Source organism: Amycolatopsis sp. PSD-21 (assembly GCF_055561455.1).
Genome location: NZ_CM145712.1, coordinates 9,122,040 through 9,147,777 on the forward strand (window position 1 = coordinate 9,122,040; position 25,738 = coordinate 9,147,777).

General features: G+C 68.7%; 23 protein-coding genes. 11 read left to right on the forward strand and 12 right to left on the reverse strand.

Annotated elements, in window-relative coordinates; all coding sequences use genetic code 11:
* Window positions 1-26: 26 nt before the first annotated feature.
* Entirely contained in the window at window positions 27-1,211 is a 1,185-nt protein-coding gene (locus tag ACZ1DY_RS43040) for a pyridoxal phosphate-dependent aminotransferase (protein WP_465483107.1), read from the reverse strand.
* A gap of 10 nt (window positions 1,212-1,221) precedes the next feature.
* Window positions 1,222-2,124, reverse strand: a complete 903-nt coding sequence (locus ACZ1DY_RS43045) for a TetR/AcrR family transcriptional regulator C-terminal domain-containing protein (protein WP_465483108.1) — start codon at window positions 2,122-2,124, stop codon at window positions 1,222-1,224.
* 160 nt (window positions 2,125-2,284) lie between these two features.
* On the opposite strand from ACZ1DY_RS43045, the gene ACZ1DY_RS43050 reads away from it, so the two are divergent.
* Complete coding sequence (locus tag ACZ1DY_RS43050; protein ID WP_465483109.1) at window positions 2,285-3,469, forward strand: FAD-dependent monooxygenase; 1,185 nt, start codon at window positions 2,285-2,287, stop codon at window positions 3,467-3,469.
* Window positions 3,470-3,918: 449 nt separating this feature from the next.
* Here the strand turns inward: ACZ1DY_RS43050 and ACZ1DY_RS43055 are convergent, their stop codons facing one another.
* From ACZ1DY_RS43055 to purD, 7 genes are all read right to left on the reverse strand, one after another.
* Window positions 3,919-5,037: a transglycosylase SLT domain-containing protein gene (locus ACZ1DY_RS43055; protein ID WP_465483110.1), complete on the reverse strand. Its 1,119-nt coding sequence runs from the start codon at window positions 5,035-5,037 to the stop codon at window positions 3,919-3,921.
* A 44-nt stretch (window positions 5,038-5,081) separates the two neighbouring features.
* On the reverse strand, window positions 5,082-5,393 hold the full coding sequence (locus ACZ1DY_RS43060) for a hypothetical protein (RefSeq protein ID WP_185927309.1): 312 nt from the start codon (window positions 5,391-5,393) through the stop codon (window positions 5,082-5,084).
* A 148-nt stretch (window positions 5,394-5,541) separates the two neighbouring features.
* A complete protein-coding gene (locus ACZ1DY_RS43065) occupies window positions 5,542-6,312 on the reverse strand; it encodes an ESX secretion-associated protein EspG (RefSeq protein WP_257483366.1) in 771 nt (256 codons plus the stop codon).
* A gap of 4 nt (window positions 6,313-6,316) precedes the next feature.
* Complete coding sequence (locus tag ACZ1DY_RS43070; protein ID WP_465483111.1) at window positions 6,317-7,975, reverse strand: hypothetical protein; 1,659 nt, start codon at window positions 7,973-7,975, stop codon at window positions 6,317-6,319.
* 10 nt (window positions 7,976-7,985) lie between these two features.
* A complete protein-coding gene (locus tag ACZ1DY_RS43075) occupies window positions 7,986-8,627 on the reverse strand; it encodes a DUF3558 domain-containing protein (protein ID WP_465483112.1) in 642 nt (213 codons plus the stop codon).
* Window positions 8,578-8,964 (reverse strand): PE domain-containing protein, encoded by a 387-nt coding sequence (locus ACZ1DY_RS43080; RefSeq protein ID WP_126736264.1) that lies wholly within the window; start codon window positions 8,962-8,964, stop codon window positions 8,578-8,580. The genes ACZ1DY_RS43075 and ACZ1DY_RS43080 overlap by 50 nt, the downstream gene beginning before the upstream one ends.
* Before the next feature lie 134 nt (window positions 8,965-9,098).
* Entirely contained in the window at window positions 9,099-10,361 is a 1,263-nt protein-coding gene (purD, locus tag ACZ1DY_RS43085) for a phosphoribosylamine--glycine ligase (protein WP_257483370.1), read from the reverse strand.
* A 176-nt stretch (window positions 10,362-10,537) separates the two neighbouring features.
* On the opposite strand from purD, the gene ACZ1DY_RS43090 reads away from it, so the two are divergent.
* Together ACZ1DY_RS43090 and ACZ1DY_RS43095 are read left to right on the forward strand one after the other, a co-directional pair.
* Window positions 10,538-11,656, forward strand: a complete 1,119-nt coding sequence (locus tag ACZ1DY_RS43090) for a glycerophosphodiester phosphodiesterase (RefSeq protein ID WP_465483113.1) — start codon at window positions 10,538-10,540, stop codon at window positions 11,654-11,656.
* Window positions 11,657-12,133: 477 nt separating this feature from the next.
* On the forward strand, window positions 12,134-13,672 hold the full coding sequence (locus ACZ1DY_RS43095; RefSeq protein WP_126736267.1) for an amino acid permease: 1,539 nt from the start codon (window positions 12,134-12,136) through the stop codon (window positions 13,670-13,672).
* On the opposite strand, the gene ACZ1DY_RS43100 is transcribed toward ACZ1DY_RS43095, so the two are convergent.
* Both ACZ1DY_RS43100 and ACZ1DY_RS43105 read right to left on the reverse strand, forming a co-directional pair.
* Window positions 13,656-14,876 carry an MFS transporter gene (locus tag ACZ1DY_RS43100; RefSeq protein WP_257483373.1) on the reverse strand — a complete coding sequence of 407 codons (1,221 nt, stop codon included), beginning with the start codon at window positions 14,874-14,876 and terminating at the stop codon, window positions 13,656-13,658. The two genes, ACZ1DY_RS43095 and ACZ1DY_RS43100, sit on opposite strands and share 17 nt — an antisense overlap.
* A 142-nt stretch (window positions 14,877-15,018) precedes the next feature.
* The gene (locus ACZ1DY_RS43105) at window positions 15,019-15,954 is read right to left on the reverse strand and encodes an LLM class F420-dependent oxidoreductase (RefSeq protein WP_465483114.1); all 936 of its coding nucleotides are present in this window, start codon (window positions 15,952-15,954) and stop codon (window positions 15,019-15,021) included.
* A 122-nt stretch (window positions 15,955-16,076) separates the two neighbouring features.
* Between ACZ1DY_RS43105 and ACZ1DY_RS43110 the strand changes: the two genes are divergently transcribed.
* On the forward strand, window positions 16,077-16,571 hold the full coding sequence (locus tag ACZ1DY_RS43110; protein WP_126736270.1) for an OsmC family protein: 495 nt from the start codon (window positions 16,077-16,079) through the stop codon (window positions 16,569-16,571).
* Window positions 16,572-16,618: 47 nt separating this feature from the next.
* Here the strand turns inward: ACZ1DY_RS43110 and ACZ1DY_RS43115 are convergent, their stop codons facing one another.
* A complete protein-coding gene (locus ACZ1DY_RS43115) occupies window positions 16,619-17,905 on the reverse strand; it encodes an adenylosuccinate synthase (protein ID WP_126736271.1) in 1,287 nt (428 codons plus the stop codon).
* A gap of 54 nt (window positions 17,906-17,959) precedes the next feature.
* On the opposite strand from ACZ1DY_RS43115, the gene ACZ1DY_RS43120 reads away from it, so the two are divergent.
* The 7 genes from ACZ1DY_RS43120 to ACZ1DY_RS43150 all read left to right on the forward strand — a co-directional run bounded on the left by ACZ1DY_RS43120 (window position 17,960) and on the right by ACZ1DY_RS43150 (window position 25,669).
* Complete coding sequence (locus tag ACZ1DY_RS43120; protein ID WP_257483375.1) at window positions 17,960-18,640, forward strand: hypothetical protein; 681 nt, start codon at window positions 17,960-17,962, stop codon at window positions 18,638-18,640.
* Window positions 18,641-18,837: 197 nt separating this feature from the next.
* Window positions 18,838-19,476, forward strand: a complete 639-nt coding sequence (locus ACZ1DY_RS43125) for a GmrSD restriction endonuclease domain-containing protein (protein ID WP_126736272.1) — start codon at window positions 18,838-18,840, stop codon at window positions 19,474-19,476.
* 207 nt (window positions 19,477-19,683) lie between these two features.
* On the forward strand, window positions 19,684-21,291 hold the full coding sequence (locus ACZ1DY_RS43130; protein WP_465483115.1) for an ABC transporter substrate-binding protein: 1,608 nt from the start codon (window positions 19,684-19,686) through the stop codon (window positions 21,289-21,291).
* Window positions 21,288-22,238: an ABC transporter permease gene (locus ACZ1DY_RS43135; RefSeq protein ID WP_465483116.1), complete on the forward strand. Its 951-nt coding sequence runs from the start codon at window positions 21,288-21,290 to the stop codon at window positions 22,236-22,238. Before ACZ1DY_RS43130 ends, ACZ1DY_RS43135 begins: the two co-directional genes overlap by 4 nt.
* Window positions 22,231-23,046, forward strand: a complete 816-nt coding sequence (locus ACZ1DY_RS43140; protein WP_465483117.1) for an ABC transporter permease — start codon at window positions 22,231-22,233, stop codon at window positions 23,044-23,046. Before ACZ1DY_RS43135 ends, ACZ1DY_RS43140 begins: the two co-directional genes overlap by 8 nt.
* Window positions 23,043-24,620 (forward strand): dipeptide ABC transporter ATP-binding protein, encoded by a 1,578-nt coding sequence (locus tag ACZ1DY_RS43145; RefSeq protein WP_257483378.1) that lies wholly within the window; start codon window positions 23,043-23,045, stop codon window positions 24,618-24,620. The genes ACZ1DY_RS43140 and ACZ1DY_RS43145 overlap by 4 nt, the downstream gene beginning before the upstream one ends.
* Window positions 24,617-25,669, forward strand: a complete 1,053-nt coding sequence (locus tag ACZ1DY_RS43150; RefSeq protein WP_465483118.1) for an LLM class flavin-dependent oxidoreductase — start codon at window positions 24,617-24,619, stop codon at window positions 25,667-25,669. Before ACZ1DY_RS43145 ends, ACZ1DY_RS43150 begins: the two co-directional genes overlap by 4 nt.
* The last annotated feature ends 69 nt before the right edge of the window (window positions 25,670-25,738 follow it).

The window sequence follows — 25,738 nt, forward strand, 5'->3', positions numbered from 1 at the left end:
GGGAGTCGTGAGCGCCTTCTTTCCGGCTAACGTTCAGGGTGATTTCCGGGTTCCCCCTGACCGAGCCAGTCTCCGAGCCGGCGGACCCCTTCGTCGATGTCCTCGCGGGAGCCCGCGAAGGAGAACCGCACGAACCTTCCGCCGTCGACCGGGTCGAAGTCGATCCCGGGAGCGATCGCGACACCGGTGTCGGCGAGGAGCCGCTGGCACCAGCTGAGGCTGTCGTTCGTGTACGCGGAAACGTCGGCGTAGGCGTAGAAGGCGCCTTCGGCCGGCGCGAGCTTGTCGATGCCGATGCCCTTGAGGCCGGCGAAGAGCACGTCGCGGTTGGCCTTGTAGCGCTCGACGTGGCCGTCGGCCTCCGCGTACGACTCCGGGGTGAACGCGGCGACCGCGGCGTGCTGGGAGACCGCGGGCGGGCAGATGGTGAAGTTGCCGGTCAGGACGTCGATCGCGCGATGCAGCCGCTGGGGCGCCAGCATCCAGCCGAGCCGCCAACCGGTCATGGCGAAGTACTTCGAGAACGAGCCGAGGACGAGCGCCTCGTCGCCGTACTGCCAGGCGCAATCGAGCCCGGCGCCGTAGGAGATCCCGTGGTAGATCTCGTCGCTGATCAGCTGCACGCCGTGTGACGCGCACCAGCCGCTGATCGCAGCCAGTTCACCCGGTGGCAGGACGGTGCCGGTGGGATTGCTCGGGCTGGCCACGATGAGTCCCTTGATCGGCCCCAGCTCGTCCAGCCGGGCGACGGTGGGCTGGAAGTTCGTCTCGGGCCCGGTGGCGAACTCGACGACCTCGCAGCCGAGCACCTTCAGCAGGTTCCGGTAGGCCGGATAGCCGGGACGCGCCATCGCGACCCGGTCTCCCGACTCGAAGGCACTGAGGAACGAGAGCAGGAAGCCGCCGGAGGAACCGGTCGTCATGATGACGTCCTGCGGGCTCACGTCGACCGGGTACGTGCGGTTGTAGTGCTCCGCGACGGCCTCGCGCAGTTCCGGGATGCCGAGCTGCTCGGTGTAGCCGAGGTTGTGGTCCTTCAACGCCCGCTGGGCGGCTTCGAGGACCGGTCGCGGCGCCGGCGCGGACGGCTGCCCCGCGAGCAGCGGGACCAGGTCCCCGTGGCTGCGTTGGCGCGCCTGCGCGGCCGAAAGGACGTCCATGACGTGGAACGGCGGGACGGCGGAACGTGCGGCGGGACCTGGGAAAGACATGTGGGTGAGGCTAACTCGCCTTCGCGAGGAGAACCGCGTAGCCGTCGAGGAGTCGTTGGAGCCCGAACTCGAAGAGCGTGTCGAGGTCGTAGTCGAACGGGGCTCGCGAGACGACACCGGCGAAATTCGGGAAACGACCGCCGGACACCAGGTCCCAGAGGATCGGCTCGTGTTCCGCCAGCCAGGCGTCGGCCGAGACCGCCGTCCCGGATTCGGTGTCGGCTTCGGACTCGAAACTGAGGGCGATGCCGCGGACGTGGTTGAAGATCGTGATGTGCGCGTACATGATCGTCGACGCCGGGAGGCCGTGGCCGTCGAGCGCGCGGGTCGCCCAGTCCGCGTGGGCGAGCAGGTTCGGCAGTGGCTGCGGGCGGGTGATCGAGAGCGCCTGCGCGAGCCAGGGATGCCGCCGGAACAGGGCCCATTGCGCCCTCGCCATCAACTCCAGCTGGGCCCGCCAGCCGGGCGGCGGTTCGGGCGGGAAACGGATTTCGCCGAGCGCCATGTCCGCCATTTCGAGGATCAGCTCCTCCTTCGCGGTGACATGGCGATAAAGCGCCATCGTCGCGACGCCGAGACCCGAAGCGACGCGGCGCATCGAGAGCGCGCGGATGCCCTCGGCGTCGGCGATCCGGATCGCCGCCTTCACCACCCGCTCGCGTGACAGCTCCGCCTCGGTTCGCGGCGGGGGCTTCCGGGTGCGGCTCGCGACGACCGTGCCCGCGCCGGGTTTGGCGACGACAAGGCCGTCCCGTTTGAGCGTGGCGAGGACCTTCGTCGCGGTCGCCATCGCGACGCCCCATTCGGCGATGATCCGGCGCGTCGACGGGACCTTGTCGCCCTCGCGCAGCTCACCGGAGGTGATCCGGTGGCGGATCTCGGCGGCGATCCGCAGGTAGGGCGGCTCGGTCATGGTCGGCTCCTTGCCATAGTGCACCTGACGGCAGTTTATCGGGCGCACTAGCTGGATCGCACTAGTGCACTGAGGACTTTCTGCCACTTTTCCTGGGGGTTCGACGCAGTGTCCATACGTTGTACGCAGTGCTTCAAAACACCGTACACAGGGAGTGGACATGCGGAAGGTCCTGATTTCGGGAGCGGGAATCGCCGGTACGACGCTGGCGTACTGGCTGCGGCGGCACGGTTTCGCGCCGACGGTCGTCGAGCGGGCCCCCGCGCCCCGCGTCGGCGGGCACGCGGTCGACATCCGGGGCACGGCGCTCGGCGTCGTCGACCGGATGGGGGTGCTCGGGCGGCTCCGGGAGTTGAGTACGGACATGCGCGGGATGTCGTTCGTGAACGGCGAGGGGAAGACCCTCGTAAAGGTCACCGACCACACGCTGACCGGCGGGCTCACCGACAGCGAGGACGTCGAGATCCTGCGGGACGACCTCACCGACACGCTGACCTCGGTCGCCCAGGAGGGTGTCGAGTACGTCTACGGAGACTGGATCACCGGAATCGCGCAGCAGACCGACGGTGTCCGGGTCGCCTTCGCTCGCGGCGAGGCGCGGGACTTCGATCTCGTCGTCGGTGCGGACGGGCAGCATTCGGCCGTGCGATCGCTGGTTTTCGGTGCGGAGAAACAGTTTTCGCACTACCTGGACACCTATCTCGCGGTGTTCACCGTGCCGAACTTCCTCGATCTGGACCGCTGGCAGATCTTCCACATGACCCCGGGGAAGCTCGCCGGGCTGTACAGCGCGCGAAAGAACACGGAGGCGCGGGCGATGCTCGGCTTCCAGTCGCCGGAACTCGACTTCGACCGCCACGACGTCGAGCAGCAACGGAAGCTGATCGCGGACCGATTCCCGGGGCAGGGCTGGGAAATCCCGCGACTGCTCCGGGAAATGGCGTCGAGCGAGCTGTACTTCGATTCCATGACCCAGATCCAGATGGACCGGTTCACCGACGGCCGCGTCGCACTCGTCGGCGATGCGGGTTATGGCCCGTCGCCACTTTCGGGACAGGGCACCAGTTTGGCGCTCGTCGGAGCCTATGTGCTCGCGGGCTCACTGGCTGCCTCCAGCGACCACCGCGCCGCTTTCGCTTCGTACGAAAGGGAAATGCGGCCGTTCATCCTCCGGAACCAGGCGCTGGCTTCGCTGAACCAGAAGAAGCAGACGCGGTTCCGGCAGTGGAAGCAGATCCAGTCGATGCGGCTGCTGCCTTACCTGCCGTTCCGGGACCGGGTGATGAAGGCGGCCATGCGGCCGCTGACGGAGGCGGCGAACGGCCTGGTGCTCAAGGATTACTGACCGCTCGGGGTGCCGAGCTCCGGAGGCATGTCGCGAAAGCCACTTTCGCGACGCCTGATGTCCCGAAAGTGGCTTTCGCGACACGACGGGCCAGGGACTCGCGTGATCGGCGGGCCGACACCCGTGACTGGACGGACGACACGCGTGATTGGACGGACGACACTCGTGTCCAGACGGACGACACGCGTGACTGGATGGACGACACGCGTGACTGGCCGGACGGCACGTGTGCTTGGGCGGACGGCACGTGTGATCCGCCGGACGGCACGCGGCGCGATACGGTCGCGAGTGTGGCGTCCATCGGATCACGCGTGGCGTCCATCCAGTCACGCGTGTCGTCCGGCGGGTCACGCGTGGCGTCCGGCGGATCACGCGCGGCGGCCGGGGCCGGGCCAGGGCTCGTGAGTGGTAAGGGACGGTTCTAACCGTCCCTGCCACTCACGAGGCCGTTAGTAGCCCTGGTAACCGCCGCCACCGGCCATGGACTTCAGGCCCGGGTGCCCCTCGAAGCCGCCGTACCGCGAGAACGTGTACCGGACACCCGCGATGATGTTGTCCACCGGGTTGTAGATGTCGTCGTGCCCGGGAAGCTTGTGCGCGTTGAAGGTCGGGTCGATGCACTGCATCAGCCCCTTGGACGGCGTGCCCTTCGCCGCGTTGGAGTCCCAGTTGTTGATGGCGTTGGGGTTGCCGCCGGACTCCTTCTCGATGATCGTCCAGATCTTCTGGATATCCGCCTCGGTCACCGGGATCCCGTTGGCCTGCAGGATCTTGATGGCCTCTTGGATCCATTGCTGGACGTTGCCCGGCGGCGTCGTCGAGGGCGGGCCGCCGCTCGGGCCGAGGCCGCCGCCCCCACCGCCACCGCCGCCTCCTCCACCGCCGCCGCCACCGGCGTGGAGACCGCCGGTGCGCTTCGGGACGGAGCCGTCCTTGCCGGGCATCGGGACGGTGGAGTAGCCGCCCTGGATGTCCTTCTTCATCAGCTCTTGGGACTTCTGGATCATCTGGTTGGCCTGGTCGAGCAGGCCCTTGACCCGGGTGTCGGCGTCGCTGGCGATCTTGTTGATGTCGGTCTTGGCCTTCTGGATGATCTCGTCGGCCGAAGGGCTCGGCGCCGGCTTGTGATCCTTCTCGGCCTGCGCGGCGGCCGTGATCGCCGCGTTCTTGTCCGCCTCCGCCTGGGTGTTCCTTTTGTTGACCGCGGCTTCGGCGTCTTCGTAGACACCCTTCACCTGCATCTTGATGTTGCCGAGATCGGTGTGGACGCGATCGAGGTCGTCGACGACCTTGCCCAGCTGCTCCTCGACGTTCTTCCCGGCCTTCGTGATCGACTTGACGTACTCGAAGAAGGCCTCCGCGGCGGGTCCGGCCCAGACGCCGCCGTTCAACGCTTCGGTCGACGTTTTCAACGCCGCGCTGTGGTCGCCCGCGTTGTCGGCGGCCGTCTTGAACTGCCTCGAAGCGTTCTGAATGGCGGCGAGGTTGACCTTGCCGATCTGCTCGGCCTTCTGGGTCAGTCCGTCCCAGCCGTCCGGCGTGCCGGCACCGACACCGTTCAAAGCCACTGCTCAAGCCCCCTTGGTCTTCGGCCCCCAGGCCTGGCGAGTCGTCACAGTTCCCCGTGCACCTTCAGGTTGTCCACGTGGACCGCTTCGGTCTCCTTGATCAGCCCCGCCGCCTTTCGCAGCACGAAGGCCGTGGCCTCCATGAGCTGACCGGCCGAATCGAATTCGTTGTGGACGCCCTGTTTGAACTTGCCGACCGCGCCGTGCGCGTCGCCGTGCTCGTCCACTCCGCCGAAGGGGGATTCCTTCTCGTCATCCATCCCGGTGACGCCTTTTTTCGTCTTCTCGAACTCGTCCTTGAGCTTCTCCACCTGACCGGCGGCGATCCCCATGGAATCCGGGTCGTACACAGGCACGGTTCGTCATCCCCTTCACGGAAAAACTCGTATCCGCCCGATCAGACGCGCGGCCGGTCAGGACGGTTCCCGGCGCCTACTTTAAGACCTCCGCGGTTGGCCGGGTGCGTATCCACGCCAACTTCCACCCCGCCGATAATCGGGCGAATCAGAAATCGGCGACTTCCCGGATCCTGGTCGCCAGCAACTGGTTGTCGGCCGGGGTGATGGTCGCCCAATCCCGCCCGTCCCGGTTCCGCGCGACCTGGAACAGGTACCGCCCCGCGTCCGTGTCGTAGAAGGCGACAACGCTGTCCGCGCGCCGGGGACGGCCGTCGCGGCCGGCGCGCTCGACACCGAACTGGCCGCGCGCCTCCTGGCCGAGGAGCATGCCCGCCACCTCCTGGGCCTGCCAGAGGGGCACGTCCAGGTCTTCCAGCGCGGTTACCAGAGCCTTCGCGTCGCCGCGGGCGGCGGCGTCGGCCTGGACGAGGACGTCGTGCGGGACGCTGATCGACTGGCCGACGCCGGGGCCGAGATCACCCGCGACCGAGACCGCGGCTTCGGCGAGGGAGCTCTCCCTGGCGGGGATCAGCCACACCTGGCCGGAGTCGATCACGCCGAGCAGCGCCTGGTTGCCGACGCTCACCGCCTGGCCCTTGATCTCGCGGTCGGTCCACACCCAGACGTCGATCGCGATCCGGGGGTGCGCGAACAGGTTCAGCATGTCGACCAGCTCGCCCGACGCCTGGTGTCCCCGCGCGAGACCTCGCGCGCGCAGGGATTCCCAGGCTTCTTCGATCAGCGCCGCCCGCTCCGTGTGGGTCGTTCCGGGGCTCGGCACGTCGAGTGCGGCATGACGACGGGGCAGCCGTTCGGCTTCCCAGAGCATCTCGAACTCGAGTGCGGACAGCACCAGGCTGCCGTTGTCGTTCGGCACAGGTTCAGCGCGCTTCCCGGTTGCCGTGGTCGCCGATCACGTCCGGCGACACCAGCCGCTCGTCGGTGAACAGATCCTTGTCGTCGACGCCGTAACGCCTGATGTGCTCCGCGTCCTCCTCGACGTCCTGGGTGGCCGCGCGCTCCATGAACTTCGACTCGGGCTTCGGCTGCTTCGCGCCGATCTTCTCCGAGCGCCGCATGGCCTCCTCTTCGGGAAGCTCACCGATCGGGAGCTGGCGGGTCGGCTTCACGCCGCCGCCTTCCTGACGGGGACGGCGGTCGCGTTCCCGGTCGCCACTGAGCGCACCGCCGGCGACACCGGCGCCGAGCGCCGCGGCACCGGCGCCCAGGTCACCCGCGGCCGGTCCGGTGATCTTCGGGACGGCGGGGAAACCGCGGCCGGATTCGTTGCCGGGGGCCATCGGCGCCTGCGGTCCGGAGCCGACGGAGCGGCCCTTGCCGAGTGCCTGGTCGCCACCCGCGCCACCGCCGACGTTGCCGAAGACACCAGGACCCGAGCTGGAGCCGGGGCCCTTTCCGACAGCGCTGTCGATACCGGGGCCGGTGCCGAACGACTTGCCGGCCGGCTGCGCCGAGGTGGTGCTGTTCGGCGGCGCGCTGCCGGTGGACTGACCCGGCGGCACGTTCGGGATGTTCGGGATGTTCGGCGCGCCCGGCGGAGCGAACGGCGGCGAACCGGCGACTGGATAGGACGGCCTGCCCTGTTCGGGCTGCGGGGACGGGCGGTTCGGCGTCACCCAGCCGGCACCCGGCGCGGGAGCGGGCTTCGACGTGCCGGACGGCACCGTCGGCGCGGCGGCCGCGGGAGCCGTGGCCCCGGCGTTCGGCGCCGACGCACCGGTCTTGCGGGCCGTCCCGCCGCCCATGGCGACGCCGTAGGCCGGGGTCGGCGCGTCGTAGGACGGCGCCTTCGGGTTGCTGACGGGCTGCGCGACCGGCGGCACGTACTTCGATTCGACGGCGGCCGACGCGGGCCGCACGCTGCCGTCCAGGGTCAGGTCCGTGGCCGTGCCCGCCAGGTCGAGCGTCGCGGAACCGCCGCCCGCTCCGGCGGCCGTCGTGGTCTGGGTCAGGTTCATCGCCTGCGGGTCGGCCAGCGTGCCGGTCGACAGCAGGTTCTCGCCGCTCGTCTTGGCGTAGTCGTTCAACGCCTCCTGCGCCTGCGCCCGCGCGTTGTTCGCGGCGCTGACGGTTTTGGCGTGGTCGGTCTCGAACCCGATGAGGCTCAGCAGGACGTCACCGACGGTCAGGCCGCCGGCGCCCTTCCGGACCACTTCCGGATCCGGGAGCTTGTGCAGCGTCCGGTTGAAGGCCTCACCCTGGGCGAAGATCATCTCCGCGGAGTGCGAGACCTTCGAGTTCGCGTCCTGGGAGAAGCCCGCCTGCTCGGTGAACACCTGACCGGCGGCACCGCCGGCCTCGCTCTGCCATTCCACGCCGAGCTTGCCCAGCTCGTCACGCAGCGTCTTGTCGGTGTCGGCGAGCGCGCCCGCGACGGATTTCAACGCGTCGACGGCGATACCGATACTTCCGGTGCCGTCACCACTGCGGAAGCGTTCGATCTCGGTCGCGATCCCGGTGTCGGTGTAGCCGTCGAACCGAAGATCGCGGAGCCTGCCCGCGAGGTCGGAAACGTTCACGCCGCCCTCCCTAGTTGCGTGCTTTCAAGGTCTGCAAAGCCGAATCGGCCGCCTGTGCGGACATCTCGCACAGCTGCGGCATGGTGAACGCGCCGGCGGTGACGGTGACCGCCCGCACCGCCAGCGTCTGTCCCTGAGCCACCCCGACGAGCGTTTCGCAATCGCCCGGTGTGCCGGCGTCACGGTGGTTCTTGATGGCGGGGAACCCGCCGACCGCCGTCGGTTCCGTCGTCATGCTGTTCTTGCGGCGCTTGCCGGTGAACCATTCTTCGACGTCCGCGGTGATCGTGCGGACGTAGTAGCTGCGGAAGGGCTGCGCGGCGTCCGCGTCGAGGACACAGGTCGGGCCGTCGATCGGTTCCGCGGCCGCGCGCGGTTTGCTGTTGATCTTGAGCTGGTCGAGCTGCGGATCGGTGAACAGCGCGCACGGATCGACGCCCTGCAGGCTCAGTTCGGCGGGTCTGGCGGGCAACGCCGACGCTTTGGCGCCCTGCGTGACCGAGGCCAGCGCCGGTTCGTCGGGGAACGCCTGCCCGCCCGTGTCCGTGGCGCATCCGGCCAGCACGAGGGTGAGCACCCCGCCGGTCACCAGCACACGAGGCCTACGCCCGGTGTACACCACGGTCCCCGAACGCGGCGGCCTTGTCCGCATCACTGGTCTTGTACTCCTTGGCCGCCGTGCGGAGCTGGCTGACCAGGCCACGGAGACCGGCCACGTACGCCCGGACCTGCGCGGCGTACGACTGGTCGCCGTCGGCCACGAGCTCGTTCCAGACGCTGGTCGCGTGCACGCTCACGGTGTCGTTGGCCGGCGTGTCGATACGCAGCTGGTCCAGCCGTGTCATGAGCTTGTCCTGCAGAGCGTCGACCTGCTCTTCGACGATCTTCGCCACTTCGAGCAGCTTCGACGGGTCGACTCTGATGTCGGCCACCGACGGTGGCGTCGGGACCGCCGACGTGAGGTCCTGGACCTTGCTCGATGCTGCCATTCCCCACCCCTTGGAAACACGCACGGTGACCGTTCGCCCTGTCGAGGCTACCAACGCCGATGTATCGAGCGCCTAAGCTTCTCAGGAAATACCGGGTTAGACGCAGCGGTCGCCCGGGCGGTTCCGCCGGGAATTCACGAGACCGGGGTGGCGATCTCTCCCTTGGCGGCGAGCAGGGCGATGTCGGTGCGGTGGTGGGAGCCGGCCAGGTGGACCTTCTCGACCGTCGCGTAGGCGGCCTTGCGGGCGGCCTTCAGGTTCTTGCCGGTGCCGACCACCGACAGCACGCGGCCGCCGGAGGAGACCACGGCACCGTCGTCGCGGCGGCGGGTGCCGGCGTGGAGTACGCCTTCGAGCTCGCCACCGGTGATGACGTCGCCGGTCCTCGGCTTGCCGGGGTAGCCGTCCGCGGCGAGCACGACGGTGACCGCCGCGCCGGAGTCCCACTCCAGCGGCGGCAGTTCGGCGAGTCCGCCGGTCGCCGTCGCGTGCAGGACCTTGCCGAGCGGGCTGCGCAGCAGCGCCAGGACGACCTGGGTCTCCGGGTCGCCGAACCGGCAGTTGAACTCGATGACCTGCGGGCCCTCGGAAGTCAGCGCGAGACCGGCGTAGAGCAGGCCGGAGAAGGTGGCGCCGCGGTTGTCGAGCTCGTCGACCACGGGCTGCACGATGCGGGCGACGACGTCGTCGACCAGGTCCTTCGGCGCCCACGGCAACGGCGCGTACGCCCCCATGCCGCCGGTGTTCGGGCCCGCGTCGCCGTCGCCGACGCGCTTGAAGTCCTGCGCGGGCAGCAACGGGACGACCGTGCGGCCGTCGACGAAGCAGAAGAGAGAGGCCTCCGGGCCGTCGAGGAAGGACTCCAGGAGCACCGGGTGCCCGCCGTCGAGCAGCATCAGGGCGTGCTTGCGCGCGACGTCGACGTCCGTGGTGACCACGACACCCTTGCCCGCGGCGAGCCCGTCGTCCTTGACCACCCAGGTGGGACCGAAACGGCCGAGAGCGGCGTCGAGACGGGCGGGGTTGTCGACGACCTCGCAGTGCGCCGTCGGCACCTTCGCGGCCGCCATGACGTCCTTCGCGAACGCCTTCGAGCCCTCGATCCTTGCCGCGGACGCGGACGGGCCGAAGCAGGCGATGCCCGCCTTCCGGACCGCGTCGGCGACTCCGGCCACCAGCGGGACCTCGGGACCGACCACGACGAGGTCCGCCTGCCACTGCTTGGCGAGGGCGGAGACGGACTCGGGGTCCGCCGCGTCCACGCCGAGTTGTTCGGCCACCGCGGCGGTGCCGGCGTTGCCCGGGGCACAGGCCAGTGCGGTGACGGAAGGGTCTTCCGCGACCGCGAGGACGAGTGCATGCTCACGGGCGCCGGACCCGATTACCAGTACGCGCACGACGCACAGGGTAACCGGGCCGGTGAGCTACAGAGACGTCGCCGTCCTCGAGCGGGTGGTTCCATCCGGCGTTCACCCGGCGGTCAGCGCTCCGCCGGTCCGTCTTCGCCGTCCGGACGCCTCCTGCGTCAAGGGTTGCGCGGTACCCCGAGTTCAAGCGAAAGAGGTTCCCCACCATGCGAAAGCGCCTGGGCGTGCTCGCCCTGTCCGGACTCGCCGTACTCAGCGTCACAGGGCTGGCGGGCGCCGCCGAGCCGAGCACCCAAGATGTGTCGGCGCTGGCGAAGGGTCACGATGGTCCGGTGATCGTCGGACACCGCGGCGCCCCCGGCTACCGGCCGGAGCACACGCTCGCCTCGTATGAGCTCGCCTACCGCCAGGGCGTCGACTGGGTCGACGTCGACCTCGTGCCGACCAAGGACGGCCAGCTCGTCGCCCGGCACGAGAACGAGATCGGCGGGACCACCGACGTCGCGAAGCACCCCGAGTTCGCGAACCGGAAGACGACGAAGGTCATCGACGGCACGTCGTACACCGGCTGGTTCACCGAGGACTTCACGCTCGCCGAGCTGAAGACCCTGCGCGCGACCGAGCGGATCCCGCAGCTGCGGCCGAACAACAAGATCTACGACGGCCGCTACCAGATCGCCACCTACCAGGAGGTGCTCGACCTGACGCGACGGCTCGGCCGCGAACTGCGCCGCGAACTGGGGACGTACCCGGAGATCAAGCACTCGACCTACTTCTCGTCGATCAAGAACCCGACCGAGCCGAAGCTGGTCGAGCTGATCAAGCGCAACGGGCTCAACCACCCGAAGGCGCCGGTGATCATCCAGTCGTTCGAGGTGTCGAACCTGATCGCGCTCTCGCGGCAGGTGCGGGTGCCGCTGCTGCAGCTGACTTCGGCGACCGGCGCTCCGGCCGACTTCGTCGCGAAGGGTGACCCGCGGACGTACGCCGACCTCGTGACGCCGGCGGGCCTGAAGGAGATCTCGAAGTACGCGGACTACCTGGGCCCGGAGAAGGCGCAGGTCATCCCGGTGGTGAACGGCGCGCTGGGGCAGCCGACCAGGCTCGTCGCCGACGCGCACCAGGCCGGGCTGAAGGTCGGGCCGTACACGTTCCGCAACGAGAACAACTTCCTCCCGCAGAGCCTGCGCTCGTCGGCGAACCTCGCCGAGTACGGCAACACGTTCGCCGAGCAGGAGGCGTTCCTCAAGGCGGGTGTCGACGGGTACTTCTCGGACCACCCGGACACCGCGCTGGAGGCCGTGAAGGCGTTCCGGGGGCGCTGAGGACCTGCCCAAGTACATGAAGGCCCCCTTCCTTGCGCCAGGCGCAAGGAAGGGGGCCTTCATGTACTTCGAGAGCGCCGGTTCGGTTGGACGAGTGTGGCGATGTGGGCCTGCGTGACAGGCTCGACGTTTCGGAGGTGCCCGAGGGGCTGTGGTGGTTGAGGTGGGCGGGAAAGCCCCCGAGCGCATCGCCAGGCTGAGCACCCCGACCGCAGCTGCCCTCGTCCACGAGCGGACCGCCACAGGTCGTCGGCAACGGATCACGGCAACCGGACTCGGGACGGGCCTGCGGGACGCGGGCCCACAGGGCGCCGACCGTGTGCCCGCGTGACAGGTCCGGTCACCGCGGCCCTGAACAGCCCGTTCCTCGCGTCCGGAGGGGCGAGGTCTTGACGGGACCTTGACATGCGCAGGTCGGCGGGCCTAATTTCGGCGGATCTCAATGGTCTGTCCGCATACCTTTGAAGTGGGTGCCCGATGGATGTCTCTGACAAGCAGGCCGCAGAACCCGCCGACGAAGACAGTGCCCGGCTCCACCAGCTCGGCTACGCGCAGGAACTCCGGCGCACGATGTCGGCCTTCTCCAACTTCGCCGTCTCCTTCACGATCATCTCGATCCTCTCCGGCTGCCTGACCCTCTACGGGTTCGGTATGAAGACCGGCGGGCCCGCCGCGATGATCTGGGGCTGGCCGCTGGTCGGCCTGTTCGTCATCCTGGTCGGGCTGGGCATGGCCGAGGTCTGCTCCAGCTACCCGACCGCGGGCGGCCTCTACTACTGGGCGGCGAAGCTCGCCCCGCGCAACGGCGCGGCGTGGTCGTGGTTCACCGGCTGGTTCAACCTCATCGGGCAGATCGCCGTCACCGCGGGGATCGACTTCGGCGCGGCGCTGTTCCTCAACGCCTTCCTCGATCTGCAGTTCGGGTTCGAGGCGACACCGGGCAACACGATCCTGCTGCTGGCGATCATCCTGGTGATCCACGGGCTGCTGAACACCTTCGGCGTCAAGATCGTCGCGCTGCTGAACAGCATCAGCGTGTGGTGGCATCTGGCGGGCGTGCTGGTCATCGTCGGGGTGCTGATCATCGTTCCCGAGAAGCACCAGGACGCGTCGTTCGTCTTCGGCGAGTTCGTGAACAACACCGGCTGGGCGTCGCCTGTCTACGTCTTCTTACTGGGCCTCCTGCTCGCGCAGTACACGCTCACCGGGTACGACGCCTCGGCCCATATGACCGAGGAGACCAAGAACGCGGCGAAGGCCGGGCCGCGCGGGATCATCAACTCGATCCTCGTCTCCCTGGTCGCCGGCTGGATCCTGCTGATCGGCATCACCTTCGCCATCCAGGACTACGAAGGCGCCGTCGGCTCCGAAACCGGGGTGCCGCCCGCGCAGATCTTCATCGACGCGACCGGCGCGACGACCGGCAAGTTCCTGTTGCTGATCTGCATCGGCGCGCAGTTGTTCTGCGGGATGGCGTCGGTGACCGCGAACTCCCGGATGATCTACGCGTTCGCCCGCGACGGCGCGATCCCGGGTTCGAAGTTCTGGCACCGCATCAACAAGCGCACCCAGACGCCGACCAACGCGGTGTGGCTGGCCGCGGGCGGCGCGCTCCTGCTCGCCCTGCCGTACCTGTGGAGCGCGACCGCCTACGCGGCGGTGACCTCGATCGCCGTCGTCGGCCTTTACGTGGCCTACGTGATCCCGGTGTTCCTGCGGGTGCGCAAGGGCGACGATTTCGAACCAGGGCCGTGGAACCTCGGCCGCTGGGGCAAGCTCGTCGGGACCATCGCGACCGTGTGGGTGTGCTTCATCTTCGTGCTCTTCATGCTCCCGCAGGGATCACCGGTCACTATCGACAGCTTCAACTACACGCCCATCGCCTTCCTCGTCGTACTCGGTGGTGCGGCGGTGTGGTGGTTCGCCTCGGCGCGCAAGTGGTTCACGGGCCCGAAGGTGCAGGGTTCCGAGGAAGAACTCGCCGCGGTGGAAAGGGAACTCAAGGAACTGGGGTAGCGGCGTTCTCCTGGGAGCGGCCCGCCCGGACCACGGTCACCGCGGCCGCTCCCAGCGCCCCGACTCCGGCGAAGGCGTAGAAACCCCACGGGTACGCGATTCCGGCGCTCAGCAGCGCGCCGCCGAGGATCGGGCCGCTGATCGCGCCGACCCGGCCGACCCCCGCCGCCCAGCCGATCCCGGTGGCGCGCATGGCATCCGGGTACGTCTTGCCGATGTAGGCGTACACGAGCACCTGCGCGCTGAACACGAAACCGCCGGTGAGGAACACGGCCGCGTACAAGCCGACGGCGGGCAGTTTCACGCTCAACAGGGCCAAGAACACGGCCGCGCCGAGGAACCAGAAGATCACCGCGGGCCGCACACCGACCTTGTCCGCCACCCGGCCCGCGACGAGCAAACCGACGACACCACCGAGGTTCAGCGTGAGCAGCAGCCCGAGCGCCGCGCCCAGCGGGTATCCGGCCTGGCGCATGATCTCCGGCAGCCAGGTGTTGAGCCCGTAGACCAGCAGGAGCCCCATGAACGACGTCACCCAGAACGCGATGGTGGCGCGCAGGAGCCCGCCGCGGAACAGCCCGCCGACGACCTGGGTCGCCGACTTCTCCTGTGTCTCCCGCGCCCGCTCGAAGGACTCCGATTCGGGCAGGTACTTGATCATCAGCGGTACCAGCACGAGCGCGGGCAGCGCCCCCGCGATGAACATCGCGCGCCAGCCGAGCGGCTGGATCAGCCAGATGCCGAGCAGGGCCGTGAGCACCGCGCCGACGTGGTAGCCGGTCATCACCGTGGTCGTCGCGCTGCCGCCCTTTCCCTTGCGGGCGTACTCGGTGACCAGCGCGATCGCCGTCGGCAGACAGCCTCCGAGGCCCAGCCCGGCGAGGAAACGCAGCAGACCGAAGACGAACGCCGACGGCGATATCGCGCAGAGCGCGGTGAACGCGGAGAAGGCCGTGACCGCGATGATCAGCGCCTTGCGGCGGCCGATGACGTCGGTGATCGTGCCGATCGCCATCGCGCCGATCATCATGCCGATCAGGCCGAACGTCGAGATCACCGACGCCGTGCCGGGGGTCAGGCCCCAGACGTGGTCACGGAGCAGCGACGGCAGCACGGTACCCAGGACGACCAGGTCGAATCCGTCGAGCAGGACCGCCGTCCAGGCGAGTGGGACCACCCACGAACGGGCCGCGGCAGTGGACATTGAAGACCTCCAGCTGTGTTCGCAATGCGCACGAGTATGCACAATACGAACGCTGTGAGCAAGGCCACTGGGCCTGTCGAAGTCATGAAAGGGGCGTTCAGGACGATGAATGTCCTGAACGCCCCTTTCCTGACATGCGGGTTCAGCGCTTGGCGAGTTCCCCGAGGACGCTCCAGGTGCGCAGCCGCTCTTCGCTGTTCCGGATGCCGCTCTGCGTCGCGACGACCTCGGTCGCACCGGCGTCGAAGTACCGCCGGATCTCGGCCGCGACGGTCTCCTCGTCACCGGCGATCACCAGTTCACCGGCGGAGTCCACGCCCTGGTGGTCGAAGACCGCGCGGTAGGACGGGATGTCGCGGAAGAACGCGTACTGCCGGTCGACCTGGGCACGGACGGCATCGGGATCGTCGGTCACGACGACCGGGGCCATCGCGATGATCCGCGGCGCCGGGCGGCCGGCGGCGGCCTTGGTGATCTCCGGGACGATCAGCCCGGAAAGGGCCTTCGGCCCGGCAAGGAACGGGATCGTGCCGTCGGCGAGTTCGCCGGTGACGCGCAGCGCCTGCCGTCCCATCGCCGCGATGATCACCGGGATGTCCGAAGAACCCGCGACGGACAGCGAAGCCGCGAAGCCCTCGGCGTGCGCCTGGACCGTCTCGCCCTGGAAGTCGACTTCGCCGCCGTCGAGCACCTGCCGGAGGATCGTGAGGTACTCGCGAAGGTGCTTGATCGGCGACGGGTACTCGACGCCGTACGCCGGTTCGAGCCAGTTCTTCGCGCCGGTTCCGAGACCGAGGACGAACCGGCCCCCGGTGGCGGCCTGCGCCGTCTGCGCGAGACCGGTGATCAGCAAGGGATGCCGTGGGTAGATCGGCACGACGCCGGTCCCGACGGTGATCCCCGGGACGGCGCGGCCCGCGAGAGCGGCGACGGTGATCGCGTCGTGCTCCATCTGCTGGGAGAACCAAACGGACGTCAGGCCCGCGTCGGCGGCCTGCCGGGTCTGCGTGATGAGTTCGTCGACGATGTTGACTGCGTCCGCGGTGTCCCCGGACGGGAGTGCCACTCCGATGGTCATGTTCAACGCCAACGACGCTGTCCAAAGGATATTTCGCTTTTCACGGACTGAGATCACGCGCGCGGTTTCCGCTGTTGGCCCACCCTTGGCGGCGTCCGACACCTCGATCCTGGAGTGACCCGATGTCGCTGACCGATGTCATCGAAGGAACCAAGACCGCCGTCGACGCCGACCCGCGCAACGCCGCCGTCTCGTTCAGCGTCGCCAACGCGCTGAACCCCGGCACCGCGACGCAGGTCGACGTGCGGGTTCGCGATCACGCGTTCACCGTCGACGAACCCGCCGCGCTCGGCGGCACCGACACCGCGGCGAACCCCGTCGAATACGCGCTCGCCGCGCTGGGCTCGTGCCAGGTGATCACCTACCAGTTCTGGGCGGCGAAGCTCGGCGTGCCGCTCGAAGGCGTGAAGGTGACCGTGGACGGCGACATCGACCTGCACGGGTTCTTCGGGTTCTCGGAGACCCGGCCGGGCTTCGGCGATGTGCGCGTTTCGGTCGAGCTGAGCGGGCCCGCGGGGGCGGAAGCCTACGAGGACCTAAAGCGGCAGGTGGACGAGCACTGCCCGGTGCTCGACCTGTTCCGGAACCCGACGCCGGTGAAGACCTCGCTCGCCTGAGTCGTGAGTGGCTAGGGCGGTTCTAACCGTCCTAGCCACTCACGAGGTCAGACGAACTCGTGGCGAACGATGGTCTGCTCGCGGCCCGGCCCGACGCCGATCGCCGAAATCCGCGCACCCGAGAGCTCTTCGAGCCGCTCGACGTAGGCCCGCGCGTTCGCGGGCAGCTCCTCGAAGGTGCGGCAGCCCGAGATGTCCTCGAACCAGCCCGGCAGCTCTTCGTAGATCGGCAGCGCGTGGTGCACGTCGGTCTGCGTCATCGGCATGTCGTACGTCCGGAACCCGTCGACCTCGTAGCCGACGCACACCGGCACCTTCTCCAGGCCGGACAGCACGTCCAGCTTGGTGAGGAAGTAGTCGGTGATGCCGTTGACCCGCACCGCGTAGCGCGCGATGACCGCGTCGAACCAGCCGGTGCGCCGCGAGCGGCCGGTGGTGACGCCGAATTCGCCGCCCTGTTTGCGCAGGTACTCGCCGGATTCGTCGTCCAGCTCGGTCGGGAACGGGCCGGAGCCGACACGCGTGGTGTAGGCCTTGAGGATGCCCAGCACGGTGTCGATCTTGCCGGGGCCGATACCCGAACCCGCGCTCGCGCCGCCGGAGGTCGGGTTCGACGACGTCACGAACGGGTAGGTGCCGTGGTCGACGTCGAGCAGGGTGCCCTGCGAGCCTTCGAGCAGCACGGTCTCGCCGCGTTCGAGGGCCTGGTTGAGCTGGAGGCGCGTGTCGGCGATGCGGTGCGCGAACTTCTCGCCCGCGGCCAGCACCTCGTCGGCGACCTGGTCCGCGTCGAGCGCCTTGCGGTTGTAGACCTTGACCAGCACCTGGTTCTTGAACTCCAGTGCCGATTCGACCTTCTGCCGGAAGATCTTCTCGTCGAGCAGGTCCTGCACGCGGACGCCGACGCGGGCGATCTTGTCCTGGTAGCAGGGGCCGATGCCGCGGCCGGTGGTGCCGATCTTGCGGCTGCCGAGGTAACGCTCGGTGACCTTATCGATCGCCACGTGGTACGGCATGATCAAATGCGCGTCGGCGGAGATCAGCAGCTTGCTGGTGTCGACGTCGCGTTCCTCCAGCCCGGCGAGCTCGTCGAGCAGCACACCCGGGTCGATGACGACACCGTTGCCGATGACGTTGGTGACGCCCGGCGTGAGGATCCCGGACGGGATGAGGTGGAGGGCGAAGTTCTGCCCGTCGGGAAGGACTACGGTGTGGCCCGCGTTGTTACCGCCTTGGTAACGCACGATCCACTGGACGCGGTCGCCGAGCAGGTCGGTGGCCTTGCCCTTGCCCTCGTCCCCCCATTGGGCCCCGATCAGCACGATGGCCGGCATGTGACACTCCAGGTGTTCGGCGACTTGTGGTTTGGCGCTGGTAAATGCCGGTGCATGAGCGTAACGGAGGGCCTTCGGGTGCGCGGAATAGTGGTGGTCTGTCCCGAGGGCGAGCCCACACTCCCGGAGATCGACGACGTCGAAATGGTGCGCGTCCCGAGCCGTCCCGGCAAGGCGGATATCGACCCCTTGCTGGGGGAACACGATCATCTGGTGGTCGCGGGCACCGACGCGGACCTCGCGGCCGTCGCGCTGCGGCTGTTACGAAAAGAACAGCTCTCGGGCGTGTCGCTCGGCTTCGTGCCGTCGTCGCCGGATTCCGACGTCGCCCGCATCTGGAGCCTGCCGACGCAGCCGCTGCGTGCCCTCTCGCTCGCCCTGCGTGGCGAGGTCGACCCGGTGCCGCTGATCCGCGACGACACCGGCGGGGTGCTGGTCGGGCGCGGGACGATCGGGATGATCCGCGGGGTGGCCTACTGCGACGAGCACACCGTGCTGCGCGGGCCCGCGCGCTCGATCGAGGTCGAGCCGGACGCGAGTGGCCCTGGGCTCATGGTCCGGGTCACGAAGGGGACGCTGTTCAAGCGGCCTTCGACGCATTACGCGCGGGCGTTCCAGCTCGGCTGCATCCCCACCCGGCCGAGCCTCGACGGTGTCGCCCATCCGCGCGCCATGAGCCGGTGGACCTGGTACCGGCACACGGAGGACCTCCGGCTGGTCCGCGGGCTCGAGTAGCGACACGACTAGCCCGTTCGGCTCAGAACCTTCAGCTGGACTTTCCGAAGATTTTTCGGCGACGGACACCTTGTCCTACCTGCTCGTGACACCCTCCGTTCACGAATAGCCAGCAGAGTGTCATCCGATGGTGTTGCGTGGGCCATATCCGTACCGCAAGGTGACCAGGTCCCCAAACCTGACACGGAGGCAGCAATATGCCAACTGCGCTTGCTGTTCGTCGCTCCTTCACCGTTCTCGCCGTTTCGGCGATCGTCTCGGCGGGTGTGGTCGGCGTCGCCGAAGCGACGCCCCCGGGCATCCCGTCGGCCGACACCGCCAAGACCCAGCTCGCCGCGCTGACCGTCAAGCCGGACGGTTCGTCGACCGGGTACAGCCGCGACAAGTTCCCGCACTGGTCCGACCAGGGCAACAGCTGCAACACCCGTGAGGTCGTGCTGAAGCGGGACGGGACGAACGTCCAGCAGGACAGCAGTTGCGCCGCCGTCTCCGGCAGCTGGTTCAGCCCGTACGACGGCGCCACCTGGCGTGCGGCGTCCGATGTGGACATCGACCACGTCGTCCCGCTGGCCGCCGCGTGGCGCACCGGCGCCTCGTCGTGGACCACCGCGCAGCGGCAGGCGTTCGCGAACGACCTCAGCTCGCCGCAGCTGATCGCCGTCACCGACAACGTCAACCAGGAGAAGGGCGACAAGTCGCCGGACGCCTGGAAGCCGCCGACGGTCGGCTACTGGTGCACCTACGCGAAGATGTGGACCACGGTGAAGTACAAGTACAAGCTGAGCATCAAGTCCGCGGAGAAGACCGCGCTGACGGACATGCTCAACCGCTGCTAGATCCGTTCCCGCGTGAAGGCCCCCTTCCCTCGGCTCAGCCGCGTGAAGGGGGCCTTCACGCGCATTCGGTGCTGTCAAGCGGAAACATGGGACGTTTCGCGGGCTGGGAGCCGGGCTCAGTATGTGGGCGGGCCTCAAGGGCGTGATTAGCGTGAATCGGGTCAGCGCAAGAGAAAACGCGCTCCGTTCCCCGCTGGAGGCCACCCGGTGTCCCGTACCGCCACCACATCCTTACTCGCGCTCACCGCACTTGTCATCACCGCCTGCTCCTCCGCGGGCGGCTCGACGGGCGCCGACGCCGGGCCGCCCAAACCCGGTGGCACGCTGCGCCTCGGGATCTCGTCCAGCCCGGACTGCATCGATCCGCAACAGGTCGGCACCAACGCTTCGCTGAACGTCGGCCGCCAGCTGGTCGATTCGCTGACCGACCAGGATCCGGCCACCGGCGAGATCAAGCCGTGGCTGGCCGAAAAGTGGGAGAGCAACGCGGATTCGACCGCGTTCACCTTCCATCTGCGTGACGGCGCGACCTTCTCCGACGGCAGCCCGGTCGACGCGGCCGCGGTCAAGACGAGCTTCGACGCGATCAAGGCGCTCGGCCCGAAATCGCAGCTCGGCTCGGGCTATCTGGCCGTGTACAAGGGAACGACGGTCGTCGACCCGAAGACGGTCAAGATCGAGTTCTCCGTTCCCAGCGCACAGTTCCTGCAGGCCAGCTCGACGATGTCGCTCGGCGTCCTCGCGCCCGCCGCGTACCGGAAGACCGCCGACCAGCGTTGCCAGGGCGACGGCCTGATCGGCTCCGGGCCGTTCGTTTTCGAGAGCCTGAAACAGAACCAAGAGATCGTTCTCGCCAAACGGAAGGGCTACGGCTGGGGGTCGTCACTGTTCAAGCACCAGGGTGAGGCGTACCTCGACAAGATCGCGTACAAGATCGTGCCGGAACCCGGTGTGCGCACCGGAAGCCTCGCGTCCGCGCAGCTCGACGCCATCACCGACGTCCAGCCGGTCGACGAACCGCAGTTCACCGGCAACGGCTTCACCGAGCCCACCCGGCCGAACCCCGGCGTCGTGTTCAACCTGCACGCCAACGTCACCAAGGGCGTGCTCACCGACGAGAAGGTCCGCCAGGCGGTGGTCAAGGGCATCAACCGGCCCGAGGTCACGAACACCGTGCTGACGCCGAACTACAAGCCGGCCACCAGCATCCTCGGCTCGGCGACGCCGTTCTACACCGACCTTTCGCCACTGCTCGCCTACGATCCGGCCGGCGCGACGGCGCTGCTGGAAAGCGCGGGCTGGCTGCCCGGCCCCGACGGCATCCGCACCAAGAACGGGCAGCGGCTGACCGCGAAGGTCGTCTTCTCCCTGGTGTTCAACCAGAACAAGAGCGTGCTCGAACTCGTCCAGCAGCAGCTGCGGAAGATCGGCTTCGACCTCCAGATCGAGCAACGCACGACGGCCGAGAGCGTGCAGATCACGCAGAGCGGGAACTACGAGTACCTCTGGTACAACACCACCCGCGCCGATCCGGACATCCTGCGCAACCTGTTCTCCACCAAGGCGAACAACCGCAGCAAGCTGCCCGCGGAGAATCCGGTCGACGCGCCGCTCGACGCCCAGTCGTCCACTGTGGACCCGGCGAAACGGAAGCCCGCCGCCGAGGAGGCGCAGCGCGCGATCATCGAGCACGGCTACTCGGCGCCGGTGTTCGAGCTGACGCAGGTGCTGGCGCACGGGCCGAACGCGCACGGCGTCGGCTTCGAAGCGTCGTCCCGGCTTCAGCTGTTCGACGCCTGGGTGTCCGGCTCGTGAGGCGATATCTACTCCGGCGGGTCCTGCAGGCGGTCTTCGTCCTCTGGGCCGCGTTCACCGTCTCCTTCGTGATCCTCTACCTCCTGCCGGGTGACGCGGTCAGCGCGAAGCTCGGCGGAGGCGAGGCCGGTCTTTCGGTCACGCCGGAACAACTGGCCGCCGCGAAGGCGGAGTACGGACTCGACGATCCGTTGCCGCTGCAGTACGGAAAGCGGCTGGTCGCGGCGGCGCAGGGCGACTTCGGCCGCTCGATCGCCACCGGGGACGACGCCACGAACATGGTCGTCTCGGCACTTCCGCCGACCCTCGCGGTGACCGGCTTCGCCCTGGTGCTCGCGATCCTGTTCGGCGGCGGAATCGCGTTCGCAGGCACCCTCACCCGGCACCGCTGGCTGGGCAACCTCCTGCTCGCGTTGCCGCCGCTGGGGATCTCACTGCCGCCGTTCTGGGTCGGGCTGCTGCTCATCCAGTTCTTCTCCTTCCAGCTCAAGCTGCTGCCCGCGCTGGGCTCGAACGGCTTCGAGTCGCTGATCCTGCCCGCGATCACGCTCGCCATCCCGACCGGCGCGATCATCGGGCAGGTGCTGGCGAAGAGCCTCCGCACGCAGCTCGCCGAGCCGTACGCCGAGATCGCGCTGGCGAAGGGAGCGAGCCGGTCGAGGGTCCACTTCGGACACTTACTGCGCAACGCGGCGGTGCCGACACTGACCATCGCCGGAGTGGTCGCGGGAAACCTGATCGCGGGTTCGGTGATCACCGAGACCGTGTTCTCCCGTGACGGCCTCGGCCGCGTGACGTCGTCGGCGGTCACCGCGCAGGACATCCCGGTGGTACAGGCGGTGATCGTGCTCGCCGCGCTGGTGTTCGTCGTGATCAACCTGCTCGTCGACCTCGTCTATCCCCTGCTCGACCCGCGGATCCGACACCGGGAGACCGCCGATGCCTGACGTTCTCGTGCGCACCCGGCGGAAGCCGGGCCTGATCATCGCGATCGCCGTCCTCGCGTTCGCCCTGCTGGCGGCGGTCGCCCCCGGCCTCTTCACCGGGCAGGACCCGCTCGCCGGCGTCCCCGCGGAGAAGATGCGGGGTCCGTCGCTCGGACACCTCTTCGGCACCGACGAAACCGGGCGGGACATCTTCGCGCGGGTGGTGCACGGCGCCGCGCTTTCGTTGCAGGCGACCGTGATCGCCGTCGTCGTCGCGCTCGCCGCCGGTTCCGCGCTCGGCCTGCTCGCCGGATTCCGGGGCGGCGCGCTCGATTCGACGATCATGCGCTGCGTCGACGTCCTGCTGGCGATCCCGTCCATCCTGTTGTCGCTGGCGCTGGTCACCGCGCTCGGTTTCGGCACGACCAACGTCGCGATCGCGGTCGGGGTCGCGAATCTCGCGCAGTTCGCCCGGCTGATGCGCGCCGAGGTGCTGCGTGTCCGCAGTGGCGTGTTCGTCGAGGCCGCCCGCGCGGGAGGCGTGCGCTGGACCGGGGTGCTCGGACGGCACGTGCTGCCCAACGCGCTCGGCCCGGTGCTCGCGCTCGCGACGCTCACCTTCGGCACGGCGGTGCTGGAGGTGAGCGCGCTGAGCTTCCTCGGCTACGGCGCCACCCCGCCGACGCCGGAATGGGGCTCGCTGGTGGCGGGCGGCCGCGGCTTCCTCGCCACCGCCTGGTGGATGACGACCTTCCCCGGGCTCACCGTCGCCGCCGTGGTGCTGTCCGCGAACCGGCTGTCCAGAGCGATCGAAGGAGACGTGCGGTGAGCGAACTGCTGACCATCCGCGATCTCGCGGTTTCCTACAAATCCGTGCCCGCCGTGGACGGCGTCTCGCTCTCCGTCCACAAGGGACAAATTGTCGCCGTGGTCGGCGAGTCCGGATCCGGCAAGAGCACGACGGCGCACGCGGCCATCGGGCTGCTGCCGCGCGGCGGGCGGATCGACCGCGGCGAGATCACCTTCGACGGCCGTGATCTCACGAAACTCTCCGACCGCGCCTGGCGTTCGGTGCGCGGCCGCGAGATCGCGCTGGTCCCCCAGGATCCGACGGTGTCGCTCAACCCCGTGCACCGGATCGGTGATCAGGTCGCGGAGGTGCTGCTCATCCACGGCCTCGCCGGCAAACGCGACGCCGGCGCCGAGGCGGTGAAACTGCTGCGCAAGGCCGGGATCGCCGACCCGGAGACGCGGGCACGGCAGTATCCGCACGAGTTGTCCGGCGGGCTGCGTCAGCGGGCGCTGATCGCCGCCGCCCTCGCCGGACGGCCGAAACTCATCATCGCCGACGAGCCGACGAGCGCGCTCGACGTCACCGTGCAACGGCAGATCCTCGACCATCTCGAAGAACTCGCCGCCGACGCGGGCACCGCCGTCCTGCTGATCACCCACGATCTCGGCGTCGCGTCCGACCGGGCGTCGCGGATCGTGGTGCTGTCCCAAGGGGCCGTGGTCGAGGAAGGGACGACCGGTGAGATCCTCGCGGCGCCCACCCAGAAGTACACGCGGGATCTGCTCGCCGCCGCGCCGAGCCTGTCCGACACCCCGTTGCGGGACCCGAAGCCACCGTCGTCCGACGTCCTGGTGTCGGTCCGCGATCTCGGCAAGACCTTCGGGGCCGTCCGCGCCGTGGACGGCGTCTCGTTCGACATCGCCCGCGGCCGGACGCTCGCGCTGGTCGGCGAATCTGGTTCGGGCAAGTCGACCACCGCGCGGATGATCCTGCGACTGGAGACGCCGACGGACGGCGTCGTCGAGTTCGACGGCGAGGACATCACCGCGCTGCGCGGCGAGGAGCTGCGACGGCTGAGGCGCCGGTTCCAGCTCGTGTACCAGAACCCGTACGCGTCGCTGAATCCGAAGTTCAGCATCGAGGACGTCATCTCCGAGCCGCTGCGGGCCTTCGGCGTCGGCACGAAGGCGGAACGCCGGGCACGGGCGGCGGAGCTGGTCGACCAGGTCGCCCTGCCGTCTTCGGTGCTGAAGCGCAAACCCGCCGAACTGTCCGGCGGGCAACGGCAACGCGCGGCGATCGCGCGGGCGCTCGCGCTGCGCCCGGAGCTGATCGTCGCCGACGAACCCGTGTCCGCGCTGGACGTCTCGGTACAGGCGCAGATCCTGCGGCTGCTCGCCGATCTCCAGGACGAGCTCGGTCTGACGTACCTGTTCATCTCGCACGATCTCGCCGTGGTCCGGCAGATCGCGGACACCGTCGGCGTGCTGCGCGGCGGCGAACTGGTCGAACTCGGCCCCGCCCGGGACGTCCTCGAACGGCCGTCCGCGGACTACACGCGGGAACTGCTCGCCGCCATCCCCGGCCGGAAACCCCTGGAGACACGATGAAGTTCGGGCTCTTCTCCCTGGTCGCCAACCATCCCGACCCCGAAACCGGGGCGACACCGACCCAGCATGAGCGCCTTCGCCGAGTCGTCGACGAAGCGATCTTCGCCGAAGAGCTCGGCTTCGACGCGTACGGCGTCGGCGAGCGGCACGGCGAGCCGTTTCTCTCCTCGGCGCCGCCGGTGATCCTGGCCGCGGTGGCCGAACGCACCCGGCGCGTCCGGCTGCTGACCACGCTGACCGTGATCAGCGTGCTCGACCCGGTGCGCGTCGCCGAGGACTACGCGACGCTCGACCAGCTTTCCGGCGGACGGCTGGAGCTCATGATCGGGAAGGGCAACGATCCCCGGCACTTCCCGCTGTTCGGCCTCGAAGAGGAGCGGCAGTGGGAGTACCAGGCGGAGAAGTTCGCCCTGCTGCGCAGGCTGTTCCAGGAGGAAGGAGTGACCTGGGATGGCGAGTTCCGCTCGCCGCTGACCGACGTCACGACCCAGCCGCGGCCGTTCCACGCGCGGCCGCGGATCTGGCACGGGAGCGCGTCGAGCACCGAGTCGACCGAGCTGGCGGCGAAGTTCGGCGATCCGCTGTTCACCGCGAACGGCTTCCACCCCAAGAAGAAGTACGCGGACCTGATCGACCACTACCGGCGGCGATGGGCGGAGTACGGCCACGACCCGGCGGACGCGCTCGTCGGTTCGGGCGCGGGCGGGCTGTATGTCGCCAAGACCTCGCAGGAGGCGCTGGACGGCTACCGGCCGTACTTCGAGGCGCTGATGAAGACGCCCGCGTATCAGCACAACAAGTCCGAGTTCACCACGTTGGAGGACAAGATCACCGGAGGTTCCGCGCTGGTCGGGAGCCCGGAGCAGGTGATCGACAAGATCGGCGACTACCACGCGTCGTTCGGGCACGAGGTGCAGGCGGTGTCGGTCGACGGGCTGACCTCCGGGGAAGCGCGGGACGTCCTGGAGCTCTTCGCCTCCGAGGTGGTCCCGATCGTGCGGAAGGAACTGCCCTCGCGGGTCTGGGAAAGCCAGCACTCGCGTGATTAGAGACGTAACTCGCGTGATTGAAGGCGTAACTCGCGTGATCAGACGCGGCACACCCGAGTTACGTCTCCA

Coding starts and splice junctions, on each gene's coding strand:
- ACZ1DY_RS43040 (WP_465483107.1), bottom strand. CDS start 1,211: ATGTCTTTCCCAGGTCCCGCCGCACGTTCCGCCGTCCCGCCGTTCCAC.
- ACZ1DY_RS43045 (WP_465483108.1), bottom strand. CDS start 2,124: ATGACCGAGCCGCCCTACCTGCGGATCGCCGCCGAGATCCGCCACCGG.
- ACZ1DY_RS43050 (WP_465483109.1), top strand. CDS start 2,285: ATGCGGAAGGTCCTGATTTCGGGAGCGGGAATCGCCGGTACGACGCTG.
- ACZ1DY_RS43075 (WP_465483112.1), bottom strand. CDS start 8,627: ATGCGGACAAGGCCGCCGCGTTCGGGGACCGTGGTGTACACCGGGCGT.
- ACZ1DY_RS43080 (WP_126736264.1), bottom strand. CDS start 8,964: ATGGCAGCATCGAGCAAGGTCCAGGACCTCACGTCGGCGGTCCCGACG.
- ACZ1DY_RS43090 (WP_465483113.1), top strand. CDS start 10,538: ATGCGAAAGCGCCTGGGCGTGCTCGCCCTGTCCGGACTCGCCGTACTC.
- ACZ1DY_RS43095 (WP_126736267.1), top strand. CDS start 12,134: ATGGATGTCTCTGACAAGCAGGCCGCAGAACCCGCCGACGAAGACAGT.
- ACZ1DY_RS43100 (WP_257483373.1), bottom strand. CDS start 14,876: ATGTCCACTGCCGCGGCCCGTTCGTGGGTGGTCCCACTCGCCTGGACG.
- ACZ1DY_RS43105 (WP_465483114.1), bottom strand. CDS start 15,954: ATGACCATCGGAGTGGCACTCCCGTCCGGGGACACCGCGGACGCAGTC.
- ACZ1DY_RS43110 (WP_126736270.1), top strand. CDS start 16,077: ATGTCGCTGACCGATGTCATCGAAGGAACCAAGACCGCCGTCGACGCC.
- ACZ1DY_RS43115 (WP_126736271.1), bottom strand. CDS start 17,905: ATGCCGGCCATCGTGCTGATCGGGGCCCAATGGGGGGACGAGGGCAAG.
- ACZ1DY_RS43120 (WP_257483375.1), top strand. CDS start 17,960: ATGAGCGTAACGGAGGGCCTTCGGGTGCGCGGAATAGTGGTGGTCTGT.
- ACZ1DY_RS43125 (WP_126736272.1), top strand. CDS start 18,838: ATGCCAACTGCGCTTGCTGTTCGTCGCTCCTTCACCGTTCTCGCCGTT.
- ACZ1DY_RS43140 (WP_465483117.1), top strand. CDS start 22,231: ATGCCTGACGTTCTCGTGCGCACCCGGCGGAAGCCGGGCCTGATCATC.
- ACZ1DY_RS43150 (WP_465483118.1), top strand. CDS start 24,617: ATGAAGTTCGGGCTCTTCTCCCTGGTCGCCAACCATCCCGACCCCGAA.